Origin of the sequence: Ensifer sp. Root954 (assembly GCF_001429005.1) — a bacterium.
GTDB classification, from domain to species: Bacteria; Pseudomonadota; Alphaproteobacteria; order Rhizobiales; family Rhizobiaceae; genus Ensifer; species Ensifer adhaerens.
This window is the reverse complement of sequence record NZ_LMJM01000009.1, coordinates 13312-26061: the sequence shown is the minus strand read 5'-3', so window position 1 is coordinate 26061 and position 12750 is coordinate 13312. Positions and strand designations below refer to the sequence as shown.

The following is a 12750-nucleotide window of genomic DNA, read 5'->3' as shown; positions in this document are numbered from 1 at the left end:
CGTGCCGAAGATCGTCGACTGGTACATGGAAGGCAAGATCGAGATCGACCCGATGATCACCCACACGATGCCGCTCGAAGACATCAACAAGGGCTTCGAACTGATGCATTCGGGCGAGAGCATTCGCTCGGTCGTTCTCTACTAAGCTGCTATTTTGATTCAAGGAGCCGCCGGAGACGATTGATTTCCGGCGCCTTTTTCAGTCCCGTTGAGAAGTTGATTCAAAATGATCTATGTCGACGCAGACGCCTGCCCGGTGAAAGCCGAAATCATGAAAGTGGCCGAGCGCCACGGGATCGAGGTGACCTTGGTCGCCAATTCGGGCCTGCGCCCTTCGCGCGACCCGATGGTGCACAATGTCATCGTCTCGGCAGGCTTCGACGCGGCCGACAACTGGATCGCCGAACGGGCGCACGAGGGCGATATCGTCGTTACCGCCGACGTGCCGCTTGCCGTTCGCTGCGTTGCCGCCGGCGCACTTGTCACCGGCCCCTCCGGCCGGGTCTTCGACAAGGGCAATATCGGCATGGCGTCTGCGATGCGCGATCTCGGACAGCACCTGCGCGAGACCGGCGAGAGCAAGGGCTACAACGCCGCCTTCACACCGCGCGATCGATCCACCTTCCTCGAAACCCTTGACCGACTCGCGCGTCAGTCAAAAAAATGATCGCGCAACGGGCGGGACCATGGGGCCCGCAATCGCAGGGGCACTAGCATGGCAGCGACGACTAAGCTCAGGCACTGGCCGTTTTACACCGCCATTCTCTGCGCGCTCGCAAGCGTGCCTGTCCTCTGGTTCGTGGCGCAGCGTTTCGCCCTTGAAGGGGCAGCGATCACCTTCTTCTGCGTCTATCTCGTCCTATGCTGGCGGCGCTTGCGGATGATGACCGGCCGGCATCTGAAGACCCATGCCAGGAACACCGACGAGCCCGAGGTCGTGATCCTGCTCGTGACGTTCGGGGCAGCCGCGAGTTCGCTCGTATCCTTGTTTTTCGCGCTCAACGGCGAGAAGTCCGGCTCGGCGCTGGCGCTCGGCCTCGCGTTTGCCTCCGTCGTGCTCGGCTGGGCAACGATCCACATGATGGCAGCCATGCACTACGCCCATGTCTATTGGGTCCCAGCGCCCGATGGTCTGACCACCGAACCGGCACGCGGACTCGATTTTCCCGAAACGCCCGAGCCCGGCGGCTTTGACTTCCTCTATTTTTCCTTCGTCATCGGCATGACGGCGCAAACCTCCGATGTCGCCATCACCAAGACGGCCATGCGGCGCATCAACCTGATACACGCCATCGTATCGTTTTTCTTCAACACCGTGCTCGTCGCCGCCGCCGTCAATGCGGCCGTGCAGCTTGCCGGTTGAGCATCTTTATCCAAGGAGCATCCCATGAAAGTCCTTTCGCAAAACACCGCCTTCGGCGGCATGCAGGGCGTCTTTTCGCACGAGTCCGAGGCATGCAAGGGCGAGATGACCTTCGCCGTCTTCGTACCGCCGCAGGCAATCAACGAGCCGCGGCCGGTGCTCTGGTATCTCTCCGGCCTCACCTGCACGCATGCGAACGTCATGGAGAAAGGCGAGTACCGGCGCATGGCCGCCGAGCTTGGCTTGATCGTCGTCTGCCCGGATACGAGCCCGCGCGGCACTGATGTTCCCGACGAACTGACGAACTGGCAGATGGGAAAGGGTGCAGGCTTCTATCTCGATGCCACCGAAACGCCCTGGGCCGAGCACTACCAGATGTATAGCTACATCACCGAGGAGCTGCCCGCCTTCGTCAGCCAGCACTTCCGCATGGACATGAGCCGCCAGGGCATCTTCGGCCATTCGATGGGCGGTCACGGCGCCATGACCATCGCGCTCAAGAACCCGGGCCGCTTCAAGAGCTGCTCGGCCTTCGCCCCGATCGTCGAGCCTTCGACCGCCGACTGGTCGATCGGCGCCTTCGAGAAATATCTGGGCGCGGACCGCGCCGCATGGCGCCAATATGATGCCTGCGCGCTCGTCAAGGATGGTGCGCGCTTCCCCGAGTTCCTGATCGATCAAGGCAAGGCCGACAGCTTCCTTGAAAACGGCCTGCGTCCCTGGCTGTTCGAGGAAGCGGTCAAGGGCACCGGCATCGATTTGACGCTGCGCATGCATGAACGCTACGACCATTCCTACTACTTCATCTCGACTTTCATGGACGATCATCTGCGCTGGCATGCCGAGCGGCTGATCTAGCCACCGAATGGCGCAATTTCGTATGAAAGCCGCTTTCGCGGATTTGCGCCATCAATCTACGGAGCGACTGATGACCCACCTTCTCCTTGTTGGCGCCGGCGGCGCGATCGGCTCGATGCTGCGTTATCTCGTCGGTCTCTGGGCCGTTCACCGCTTCGGGTCCGGCTTTCCCTGGGGCACGTTTGGCGTCAACATAACGGGGTCGTTCCTGATCGGCGTGCTCGCCGAAGTGATCATGCGCAAGTTCGGCGCCTCGCCGGACATGCGTGTCTTCCTCATCACCGGCATTCTCGGCGGTTACACCACCTTTTCCGCCTTCTCGCTGGACGCAATCACGCTCTTCGAGCGCGGCGATGTCATGCTATCGGCCGTCTATGTCATCGCCAGTGTCGCGCTTTCGATCCTCGCGGTCTTCAGCGGGCTGGCTCTGATGCGTGCAATAGTCTAAAGGCTCGTCTTACAGGCGCTGCGTATCCAGGGGACACGCGGCGCATTGCTGCATTGTCCTTCAACCGTTGTCGCTTCGAGGGCATTGTCATGCAGCAACGAAAATATTGCGGCAGCCTTTGCGCGCCTGAAGCTTCCTCTTTGCGTCATCCCAACGCAGGGGCTTCGGACCGACGCGCGACGCTGCGACCAAACAGAAGGCAGGTTCGCTCAAATGGCAGGCATAGAACACAGGCAGGTGGACGGTGACGAGGCGGGCATGCGCCTGGATCGCTGGTTCAAGGTGCATTTTCCGGGACTGGGCTTCGGCCCGCTGCAGAAGCTTTTGCGCTCCGGCCAGATCCGCGTCGACGGTGCCCGCGCCAAATCCGACACGCGGATCCAACCCGGCCAGACGATCCGCATTCCGCCGCTCGGAGTCGATCCCAAGGAAACCAAGACCGGGCCGATCGCCGGACGCGACCTCAGGAACTCACCCGACGGCGAACTGCTGTCGCGCATGGTGCTGCACGAGGACGCCAAGGTTATCGTGCTCAACAAGCCTGCCGGCCTTGCCGTTCAGGGCGGCTCGGGCGTCAACCGACATATCGACAAGATGCTTGAAGCCTGGACCAACCAGAAGGGCGAAAAGCCGCGTCTCGTCCACCGGCTCGACCGCGACACGTCAGGCGTCCTGGTGATCGCCCGCACCCGGGGTGCAGCGCAGAAGCTGACCGCCGCCTTCCGCGAGCGCGACACCAAAAAGACCTACTGGGCGCTGGTCAAGGGCGTGCCGCGCAAGCGCGAAGACCGCATCTCCACCTGGCTCGTCAAGGAGCAGACGCCGGATGGCGACCGTATGCGCATCGCCAAACACGGCGAAGACGGTGCCGACCACGCCATCTCCTACTACCGTATTCGCGAACAGGCCGCACAGAACCTCGCCTGGCTGGAGATGGAGCCCTATACCGGCCGCACCCATCAGCTTCGCGTCCATGCACTGCACATTGGACACCCGATCCTCGGCGACCCCAAATATTTCGACGCCGACATCAATTGGAGCCTGCCCGGCGGCATGCAGAACCGTCTGCATCTGCACGCGCGCCATATCGATATTCCTCACCCGGATGGTGGCCGCCTGCGCGTGACCGCGCCGCTGCCACCGCACATGGTCCAGAGCTGGAACCTGCTGGGTTTCGAAGAGAACGAGCCTGGCGAGGACGACTGATGAAACTGGCGCTTTTTGATTGTGACGGTACGCTGGTCGATAGCGGAGGCCTGATCCATGAAGTGATGGCGCGCACCTTCGAGGCCTTCGATCTCGAGCGCCCGCCCCTCTCGGCAACCAAGAGCATTATCGGTTTGACCCTCGACATTGCCATCGCGCGCCTGCTCGGCCGCGAACATGTCGACGATCAGGCGCTGGCGATGACGGCGCACTACAAGTCGATCTTCGCCGGCGTTCGCGCAGAGGCAGGCTTCCAGGAGCTTCTGTTTCCGGGTATCGCCGACATGATGCAGACGCTGTCGTCACGCGACGCACTGTTGATCGGCGCCGTAACCGGCAAGTCGCGTCGCGGCCTGACGCATATTTCCGAGACTCACGGCTTCGACCGGGTCTTCTTCGTGTCCCGCACCGCCGACGACTGCCCCTCCAAGCCGCATCCGGCCATGGTGACGGAATGCTGCTTTGAAGCCGGCATCGATGCGAAGGATACGGTCGTCATCGGCGACGCGATCTATGACATGCAGATGGCCAAGGCCGCTGGAGCATCCGCCATCGGCGTCGCCTGGGGCTATGCTTCCGTTCCCGACCTCATCGAGGCGGGCGCGGATTTCGTTGCCCGGACGCCGGCCGACATCATTGAATGGATGGAACACAATCATGTCTGATATTCGCGACGAACTCAGCGGTGCGATGAGCCACGAGGATCCGGTCCGCCGCGCGCAAATCCAGATGCTGAAGCCACTGCCGAAGCGCTTCTACAAGGAAGTCAGCGTGGCCGCGGCCGATGGCGATACGCACGCGGTGCTGCTCGACGGCCGCACCGTGCGCACGCCGGCCAAGCAGCCGCTTGCCGTGCCGACGCGCAAGCTCGCCGACATGCTCGCCGCCGAATGGGATGCGCAGGCAGAGGTCATCGATCCCGGCAAGATGCCGATCACGCGAATCGTCAACACCGCACTTGACGGCGTCGCCAAGGACCAGCGCTCGGTCTTCGACGATATCCTGCGTTTCGCCGGAACGGACATGCTCTGCTATCGCGCCGATAGCCCGGAAGGCCTCGTCGCCCGCCAGAACGAAATCTGGAACCCGGTGATCGGGTGGGCCCAGCAGGCACTCGGCGCCCGTTTCATCCTCGCCGAAGGCGTGATCCACCAGGAGCAGCCGGAGGAAGCGCTTTCCGCCTATGCCGAAGGCCTGCGCGCCTTCGCAACCCCGCTCGGCCTCACCTGCGTCCACACGGTGACGAGCCTGACCGGCTCTGCGTTGCTGGCGCTCGCCTTCGCTTCCGGCCGGATATCCGCCGAAGAAGCCTGGACGGCCGCCCATGTCGACGAGGACTGGCAGATCGAACATTGGGGAACCGACGAGGAGGCCTTCCGCCGCCGCGAGAACCGCTGGCAGGAAATGCAGGCGGTCGCCACAGTTCTTGACGCCCTGCGCTGACGACACCGGATACCACGGAATGCGAAGCGGGCTGCGTGTCTTCCGACGCGCAGCCCGCTTTCTTTTTGGTTCAATATGTCGGCGTCAGAGCGGCTCTGTTCGCGCTAATGTAACGGAAGCCAATAGCCGTAGCGTTAAGCGGCCAGCTTCAGGCCGGCGATACCGCTGACGATGAGAGCGATGCAGCCAAGGCGAACGAAGGTTGCCGGCTCTGCGAACAGGAAAATGCCGAGGATCACGGTGCCGACGGTGCCGATGCCGGTCCAGACAGCGTAAGCCGTACCGAGCGGCAGGGTCCGCACTGCGAGACCGAGCAACGCGATGCTGAGGATCATCGAACCGACGGTCAGGATCGTCGGTGTCACCCGCGTAAAACCATCCGTGTATTTGAGACCAATTGCCCAGCCGATTTCAAGAATACCGGCAAGCAGAAGAAGGAACCAGGCCATGTCAAACTCCCAAAGTTTGGAGCGAGGCCGTCCCCGCGGATGTTCGGTATCGCCTTTGCGAACCGTGCAGCCGTCTGCAACGCGGGTTCTATCTCACACTCCAGTTTCGCCGGCAAGGCGGTCAAGGGCAAATCAGCCCTGCGTCCGCGGCAAAGCTAAACCATTTCACGCGGTCGTTGAAACCATGGAAACGTGCGAGGCGCTGAGGGTCTGCAAGTCTGCCCCCTACGGTGCGTTGCGCTCCCGACGGAGTTTCGCCCACCATTCCAGCCGCTTGCGGATCTCGCGCTCGAAACCGCGCTCCGGCGGATCATAGAAGGTTCTGCGCCCCATCTTCTCGGGGAAATAGTCCTGGCCGGAAAAAGCATCCGGCTCGTCATGGTCGTAGCGGTAGCCGTCGCCGTAGCCCTCACCCTTCATCAGTTTCGTCGGGGCGTTGAGGATATGTTTCGGCGGCAGCAGCGAGCCGTTTTCCTTCGCCGCCCGCATCGCTGCCTTGTAGGCGGTATAGACGCCGTTCGATTTCGGCGCGGTCGCGAGATAGACGCAGGCTTCGGCAAGCGCCAGTTCGCCCTCAGGCGAGCCGAGATAGTCATAGGCGTCCTTGGCGGCGTTGCAGATCACCAGGGCCTGCGGGTCGGCAAGGCCGATGTCCTCGACCGCCATGCGCACCAGGCGCCGCCCGAGATAAAGCGGATCCTCGCCGGCATCGAACATGCGGCAGAGATAGTAGAGTGCGGCATCCGGATCAGAGCCACGCACCGCCTTGTGCAAGGCCGAGATCAGATTGTAGTGGCCGTCCTGGCCCTTGTCATAGACGGGCGCCCGGCGCTGTACGATGTTCTGGAGTGCTGCCGCATCGAAGATCTCGTCGCGGCGCGCGGCGCGCCAGACTTCTTCCGCCAGTGTCAGCGCAGCGCGACCGTCGCCGTCGGCCATGCGGATGAGGCTGGCGCGCGCATCCGCATCGAGCGGCAGTTTCTTGGCCTCGGACTCTTCGGCGCGCGAGAGCAGTTCCTCGATACTGTCTTCGCCATGCGGCTTGAAGGTCAGCACCCGGGCTCGGGACAGGAGAGCGGCATTGAGTTCGAAGGATGGGTTTTCCGTCGTCGCGCCGACAAGGATCACCGTGCCGTCTTCCATCACCGGCAGGAAGCTGTCCTGCTGTGCCCGGTTGAAGCGATGAATCTCGTCGACGAAGAGCAGCGTCTGACGGCCGGACATGCGCCTTGCCCGCGCCGCCTCGAACACCTTCTTGAGATCGGCGACACCGGAGAAGATCGCGGAGATCTGCTCGAAGGCGAGACCCGCCTCCCCCGAAAGCAGCCGCGCCACGGTCGTCTTGCCTGTTCCGGGCGGCCCCCAGAAGATCATCGACCCGAGCGAACCCGAAGCAATCATGCGCGACAGCACGCCGTCCTCACCGGTCAGGTGATCCTGACCGGTGACTTCGGCAAGCGTTCGCGGGCGAAGCCGGTCGGCAAGCGGTCTTGCCGACGCCATTCCCGGTGGCTCGTGGGCGGTGAACAGGTCGCTCATCGGAAGAACTGACGGATGAGCTGGCCGTCGCGCTCGATCTCGACACGCCAGAAGGAGGCATCGTCGGCCATTACCTGTTCCAGCGTCTTCGACGTGTCGATCGCCGTGCCGTTGACCGACCGCACGATGTCCTTCGGCTCGAGGCCGATGCGGGCGGCGGGCGAACCCCGGTTGACCTGCATGACGACGACGCCCTGCAGCGAGGTCGACATGCGCAGCTCGTCGGCAAGGCGCGGCGACAGGTTGGCGACGACTGCACCGGCGAAGGGGTTACGACCTTCGATCAGCCGTTCATCCCGTGGCGACGTTTCTGGAGCCCGGTCGAGCTTGATCGTCACTTCCCGCGGCTTGCCGTTTTCCGATACGGTGACGCGCGCCTCATGACCGATGCCGACCGTCGTCAGGCGATAACCGAGTGCGTCGGGATGTTCGACCTCGATGCCGTTGACGGCGGTGATCACCTGGCCGGGCTTGATACCCGCCTGTTCGGCCGGGCCACCGGCCACGACGGCGGTCACCAACGCGCCGCGGGCGCGGCTAAGGCCCAGGGCTTCCGCCACTTCCGAAGTGACCGGCTCGAAGCTGGCGCCGATGAAGGGACGCACGAAAGCGCCGTTGCCGCCTTCGGCCGACGCAACGAAAACCTTCACCAGATTGGCGGGGATGGCAAAGCCGACGCCGTTCGAACCGCCGCCCTTGGAGAAGATCGCAGTGTTGATGCCGATGAGCTGGCCGTTCATGTCGATAAGGCCACCGCCGGAATTGCCCGGGTTGATCGCCGCATCCGTCTGGATGAAGAAGCCGAAATCACCCGAGGAGACCTGATTGCGCGCGAGCGCCGAAACGATGCCGCTCGTCACCGTCTGGCCGACGCCGAAGGGGTTGCCGATCGCAAGCACGAGGTCGCCGACCTCGACTGCATCGGAATCACCAAGCGGCACGATGTCGAAGGGACCGTCCGACTGGATCTTCAAAACAGCGAGGTCGAGCCGGTCGTCCTTGAGCACGATCTTGCAGGGAAACTCGCGGCCATCGGCCAGCGCCACCTTGATATCGTCGGCGCCCTCGATGACGTGGTTATTGGTCACGACGATGCCGTTCTTGCCGACGATCACCCCGGAACCGAGCGAAGACTGCTTCTCCGAGCGGTTCGGCATGCGTTGGCCGAAGAACTCCTCGAAGAAGGGGTCACCGGAGAAAATCGAACGGCGCTCGACCACCCGCTCGGCATAGACGTTGACGACGGCATTTGCCGTCTGCTTGACGAGAGGCGCAAAGGAAAGCTGCATTTCGGTCCGCGATTGCGGAACGCTCTTGGCCTCCTGGGCCAATGCCGGACAGGCGAGAGAAACAGCGATGACGAGCGAAACAAGCGCTCTTCGACCTACGATCATGTAAAGCATTCTCCTATTCGTCGCGGCTACGTTCAGATAGGATTTCGCGGGAAAAAAGGCAAATGTTGGCGCAGGATATGCAAAGTTGCCAGCTTCACGCGCTACGCACGAAAACGTGGTTCGCAACCCCTTTCACGGTGATCGAAAGTCTGGTGAGTTCATAGAAGACAAGGCTCATAAATCACTTCGGAAAAGACCATGCCATCTTACCGCCCGCCGCGAATCGTTTCCTCCGAGATCACCCCGGAGGCCCTCTTTTTCAATCGCCGCACCTTCCTGGGGACTGCTGCCGGCGGCAGCATGCTGCTTGCGGGCAGCGGCACGGGGCTGGCGGCCGCACTCGGCGCGCCCAAGAGCAAATACACTGTCGACGAAGACCTGACGCCGGAGGCCGACGTCACCAGCTACAACAATTTCTATGAGTTCGGGACCGGCAAGGGCGACCCGGCTGCCAATTCGAACAGCTTCAAGGCAACGCCCTGGACGGTGAAAGTCGATGGCCTCGTCGGCAAGCCGAAGGAATTCGGGCTCGAGGAACTGCTAGCGCTCCCGATCGAGGAACGCGTCTACCGCATGCGCTGTGTCGAGGCCTGGTCGATGGTGATCCCCTGGACCGGGTTTCAGCTCTCGGCCCTGCTCGACAAGGTAGAGCCGCTTGGCAGCGCGAAATATGTCTCGTTCGAAACCGTGGTGCGCCCGTCCGAAATGCCGGGACAATCCGGGTTCTTCCAGCCGCTTGCCTGGCCCTATCGCGAAGGGCTGCGGCTCGACGAGGCCCGTCACCCGCTGACGCTGCTGTCCGTCGGCGTCTACGGCAAGACGCTTCCCAACCAGAACGGCGCGCCGATCCGGCTGGTCACCCCCTGGAAATACGGTTTCAAGGGGATCAAGTCGATTGTGCGCATTTCGCTCACGGAAACCCAGCCGCCGTCCACCTGGAACCTCTCGGCGCCGAACGAGTACGGCTTCTTTGCCAACGTCAATCCGGCGGTCGATCATCCACGCTGGAGCCAGGCAACGGAAAACCGCATCGGCGGTGGCGGCTTCTTCGGCTCCAACCGGCGCGATACCCTGCCCTTCAATGGCTATGCCGACGAGGTGGCCGGACTTTATGCCGACATGGATCTCAGAGCGAACTATTGATCATGGCCCGCCTGCCCTCGCTCCCAAAACGCTACCATTCGGCCTCGGTCTGGGGGCTCTACGGCTTTGGTCTGCTGCCCGCCGCCTATGCATTCTATCTCGGCGCTACGGGCCAACTGCCCGGAAACCCGGTCAAGGAATTCGAACACCTGCTCGGCCTCTGGGCGCTGCGTTTCCTCGTCGCGACATTGGCGATCTCGCCGATCCGCGACCTATTCGGCATCAACTGGCTGCGCTATCGGCGGGCCTTGGGTTTGCTGGCGTTCTACTATGTGCTGATGCATTTCCTCGCCTACATGCTGCTCGATCAGCGGCTAAACTTTCCGAGCATACTGGCCGACATCGCCCGCCGCCCCTTCATCACCATCGGCATGGCCGCACTCGTCATGCTGATCCCGCTGGCGCTCACCTCCAACAACTGGTCGATCCGCAGGCTCGGTACGCGGTGGAACACGCTTCACCGCCTGGCCTATGTGATCGCCGCCGCCGGCGCCGTGCATTTTTCGATGTCGGTGAAGGTCATCGGCGCCGAACAGCTGCTTTATCTCGGGCTCGTCGCCGTACTGCTTGTCTGGCGGCTGGTGCGCAAGCCGTATCTGCGGCGCAAGCGACAGGCGGCCAATGTGCCGGTCAGAACCGCCGCCGGAAGCGCCTGAGGCCATCTTCGCCTCGCCAGGACATCGACCCTCGATCGCATTTCGACGAAACGGTGACAGAACGAGCACACCGTCAAACGCACGCTAAGCAACAGCCCCAAAAGAAAAAGCGGCCGGGTGACGAACACCCGGCCGCTTCAATTTTCTGCCTTCGATCGGCTTAGGCTGCTTCAGCAGCTTCGGCTTCTGCAGCAACGCGGGCGAGATCCTTCGCGCCCTTTGCCGAGACGTCGCGGTCAACGAATTCGATGACGGCGAGCGCGGCGTTGTCGCCGTGACGGAAGCCAGCCTTCATGATTCGCAGGTAGCCGCCGTTGCGGGTGGCGTAGCGCGATGCGATCGTGTCGAACAGCTTGGCAACGACAGCGGCGTCGCGGATCTGCGAGATCGCCTGGCGGCGAGCGTGCAGGTCACCGCGCTTGCCGAGCGTGACGAGCTTCTCGACGATCGGGCGGATTTCCTTGGCCTTCGGCAGGGTCGTAACGATCTGCTCGTGTTCGATCAGCGAAGCTGCCATGTTGGCAAACATCGCCTTGCGGTGGCTGGCGGTTCTATTCAGCTTGCGGCCGGCTTTACCGTGGCGCATGGCTATTCTCCTTCACTTGCAGGCATTCGCCCGCAGTCTAATGGTTAGTATTGGTCTTCGTAACGCTTGGCGAGATCTTCGATGTTCTCGGGCGGCCAGGACGGCACTTCCATGCCGAGGTGCAGGCCCATGGAAGCGAGAACTTCCTTGATTTCGTTCAGCGACTTGCGACCAAAATTCGGCGTGCGGAGCATTTCTGCTTCGGTCTTCTGAATGAGGTCGCCGATGTAGACGATGTTGTCGTTCTTCAGGCAGTTGGCCGAACGGACCGAAAGTTCCAGTTCGTCGACCTTCTTGAGAAGCGCCGGGTTGAAGGCGAGTTCGGTAACTGCCTCTTCCTCTGCTTCCTTCTGCGGCTCGTCGAAGTTGACGAAGACCGACAGCTGGTCCTGAAGGATGCGGGCCGCAAATGCGATCGCATCTTCACCGGTGACGGAACCGTCCGTCTCGATGGACATCGTCAGCTTGTCATAGTCAAGAACCTGGCCTTCGCGGGTGTTTTCCACCTTGTAGGACACCTTCTTGACCGGCGAGTACAGGCTGTCGACCGGGATCAGGCCGATCGGAGCATCTTCCGAACGGTTGCGATCAGCCGGCACGTAACCCTTGCCGTTGTTGACGGTGAACTCCATGCGGATCTCAGCGCCCTCGTCGAGGGTGCAGATCACATGGTTCGGGTTGAGGATTTCGATATCGCCAACCGTCTGGATGTCACCGGCGGTTACAACGCCCGGACCCTGCTTGCGCACGACCATGCGCTTTGCGTCGTCGCCATCCATCTTGATGGCGATTTCCTTGATGTTGAGCACGATGTCCGTCACATCTTCCCGGACGCCCGGGATAGAGGAGAACTCGTGCAGGACGCCGTCGATCTGCACTGCGGTGACAGCAGCACCGCGCAGCGACGACAGCAGCACGCGGCGAAGCGCGTTGCCGAGCGTCAGACCGAAGCCGCGTTCAAGCGGTTCCGCAACCAACGTTGCCTTGGTGCGGCCGGAGGAGACGAACTCCACCTTGTTCGGCTTGATCAGTTCCTGCCAATTCTTCTGGATCATGTTTTCTGCCTTCCGTTCGTTGCCACCATCCAATCGTGACAACCGAGCCCCGAAGACCGGGAGCGCGCGTCTGCGCCCTCACCGGCATGTTGAATGCATATGATCAGACGCGGCGCTTCTTGCGCGGGCGGCAGCCGTTGTGCGGGATCGGGGTCACATCGCGGATCGAGGTGATCATGAAGCCCGCAGCCTGCAGCGCGCGAAGAGCGGATTCACGGCCGGAACCCGGACCGCAAACTTCGACTTCCAGCGACTTCATGCCGTGTTCCTGAGCCTTCTTGGCGCAGTCTTCAGCGGCGATCTGTGCGGCAAACGGGGTCGACTTACGCGAACCCTTGAAACCCTTGGCACCGGCAGACGACCAGGCAATCGCGTTGCCCTGTGCGTCGGTGATGGTGATCATGGTGTTGTTGAACGACGAATTGACGTGCGCGACGCCAGACGTGATGTTCTTGCGTTCGCGACGGCGAACGCGGGTGGCTTCCTTGGCCATAGGATCCCTTTCTTAGATCTCTGCACCGCCGTAATTCCAGCGGCTCCACCGGGAAAAGGATTTGACGTCCCCTGCCCTGCATCTTCATTTCCCGCAGGACGAGATATCGTCCTGCGA

At 62.1% G+C, this 12750-nt stretch carries 15 protein-coding genes and 1 pseudogene; 10 read left to right on the top strand and 6 right to left on the bottom strand.

From position 1 onward, the window contains the following. The 8 genes and pseudogenes from ASE71_RS35600 to ASE71_RS05820 all read left to right on the top strand — a co-directional run. Positions 1-145: pseudogene (locus ASE71_RS35600) on the top strand (S-(hydroxymethyl)glutathione dehydrogenase); the annotation flags it as partial. An 81-nt stretch (positions 146-226) separates the two neighbouring features. Further along, positions 227-667, top strand: coding sequence for a YaiI/YqxD family protein (locus tag ASE71_RS05850; RefSeq protein ID WP_060520942.1), 441 nt, complete (start codon positions 227-229; stop codon positions 665-667). Positions 668-715: 48 nt separating this feature from the next. Continuing rightward, the gene (locus ASE71_RS05845; protein ID WP_060520941.1) at positions 716-1363 is read left to right on the top strand and encodes a DUF1345 domain-containing protein; all 648 of its coding nucleotides are present in this window, start codon (positions 716-718) and stop codon (positions 1361-1363) included. A gap of 24 nt (positions 1364-1387) precedes the next feature. Next, positions 1388-2221 carry an S-formylglutathione hydrolase gene (fghA, locus tag ASE71_RS05840; RefSeq protein WP_060520940.1) on the top strand — a complete coding sequence of 278 codons (834 nt, stop codon included), beginning with the start codon at positions 1388-1390 and terminating at the stop codon, positions 2219-2221. Positions 2222-2291: 70 nt separating this feature from the next. After that, positions 2292-2669 (top strand): fluoride efflux transporter CrcB, encoded by a 378-nt coding sequence (gene crcB, locus ASE71_RS05835; RefSeq protein ID WP_060520939.1) that lies wholly within the window; start codon positions 2292-2294, stop codon positions 2667-2669. Between the two features lie 213 nt (positions 2670-2882). After that, entirely contained in the window at positions 2883-3875 is a 993-nt protein-coding gene (locus tag ASE71_RS05830; RefSeq protein WP_034795631.1) for an RluA family pseudouridine synthase, read from the top strand. After that, a complete protein-coding gene (locus ASE71_RS05825) occupies positions 3875-4540 on the top strand; it encodes an HAD-IA family hydrolase (RefSeq protein WP_060520938.1) in 666 nt (221 codons plus the stop codon). The genes ASE71_RS05830 and ASE71_RS05825 overlap by 1 nt, the downstream gene beginning before the upstream one ends. After that, on the top strand, positions 4533-5318 hold the full coding sequence (locus ASE71_RS05820) for an ATP12 family chaperone protein (RefSeq protein WP_060520937.1): 786 nt from the start codon (positions 4533-4535) through the stop codon (positions 5316-5318). The genes ASE71_RS05825 and ASE71_RS05820 overlap by 8 nt, the downstream gene beginning before the upstream one ends. A 134-nt stretch (positions 5319-5452) precedes the next feature. Here the strand turns inward: ASE71_RS05820 and sugE are convergent, their stop codons facing one another. The 3 genes from sugE to ASE71_RS05805 all read right to left on the bottom strand — a co-directional run bounded on the left by sugE (position 5453) and on the right by ASE71_RS05805 (position 8700). Further along, positions 5453-5767, bottom strand: coding sequence for a quaternary ammonium compound efflux SMR transporter SugE (gene sugE / locus ASE71_RS05815; RefSeq protein WP_034795623.1), 315 nt, complete (start codon positions 5765-5767; stop codon positions 5453-5455). 225 nt (positions 5768-5992) lie between these two features. After that, a complete protein-coding gene (locus ASE71_RS05810; RefSeq protein ID WP_060520936.1) occupies positions 5993-7306 on the bottom strand; it encodes a replication-associated recombination protein A in 1314 nt (437 codons plus the stop codon). Then, positions 7303-8700, bottom strand: a complete 1398-nt coding sequence (locus tag ASE71_RS05805; protein WP_034795616.1) for a DegQ family serine endoprotease — start codon at positions 8698-8700, stop codon at positions 7303-7305. Before ASE71_RS05805 ends, ASE71_RS05810 begins: the two co-directional genes overlap by 4 nt. Before the next feature lie 198 nt (positions 8701-8898). Here ASE71_RS05805 and msrP point away from each other — a divergent pair, with 198 nt between their 5' ends. Together msrP and msrQ are read left to right on the top strand one after the other, a co-directional pair. Continuing rightward, complete coding sequence (gene msrP, locus ASE71_RS05800; protein WP_060520935.1) at positions 8899-9843, top strand: protein-methionine-sulfoxide reductase catalytic subunit MsrP; 945 nt, start codon at positions 8899-8901, stop codon at positions 9841-9843. Positions 9844-9845: 2 nt separating this feature from the next. Then, the gene (gene msrQ, locus ASE71_RS05795; RefSeq protein ID WP_060520934.1) at positions 9846-10499 is read left to right on the top strand and encodes a protein-methionine-sulfoxide reductase heme-binding subunit MsrQ; all 654 of its coding nucleotides are present in this window, start codon (positions 9846-9848) and stop codon (positions 10497-10499) included. 160 nt (positions 10500-10659) lie between these two features. Here the strand turns inward: msrQ and rplQ are convergent, their stop codons facing one another. The 3 genes from rplQ to rpsK form a co-directional block, all read right to left on the bottom strand. Further along, positions 10660-11085 carry a 50S ribosomal protein L17 gene (rplQ, locus tag ASE71_RS05790; protein WP_034795595.1) on the bottom strand — a complete coding sequence of 142 codons (426 nt, stop codon included), beginning with the start codon at positions 11083-11085 and terminating at the stop codon, positions 10660-10662. 44 nt (positions 11086-11129) lie between these two features. Next, positions 11130-12140 (bottom strand): DNA-directed RNA polymerase subunit alpha, encoded by a 1011-nt coding sequence (locus ASE71_RS05785; RefSeq protein ID WP_034795592.1) that lies wholly within the window; start codon positions 12138-12140, stop codon positions 11130-11132. 103 nt (positions 12141-12243) lie between these two features. Further along, positions 12244-12633 carry a 30S ribosomal protein S11 gene (gene rpsK, locus ASE71_RS05780; protein WP_003536496.1) on the bottom strand — a complete coding sequence of 130 codons (390 nt, stop codon included), beginning with the start codon at positions 12631-12633 and terminating at the stop codon, positions 12244-12246. Between the last annotated feature and the right edge of the window lie 117 nt (positions 12634-12750).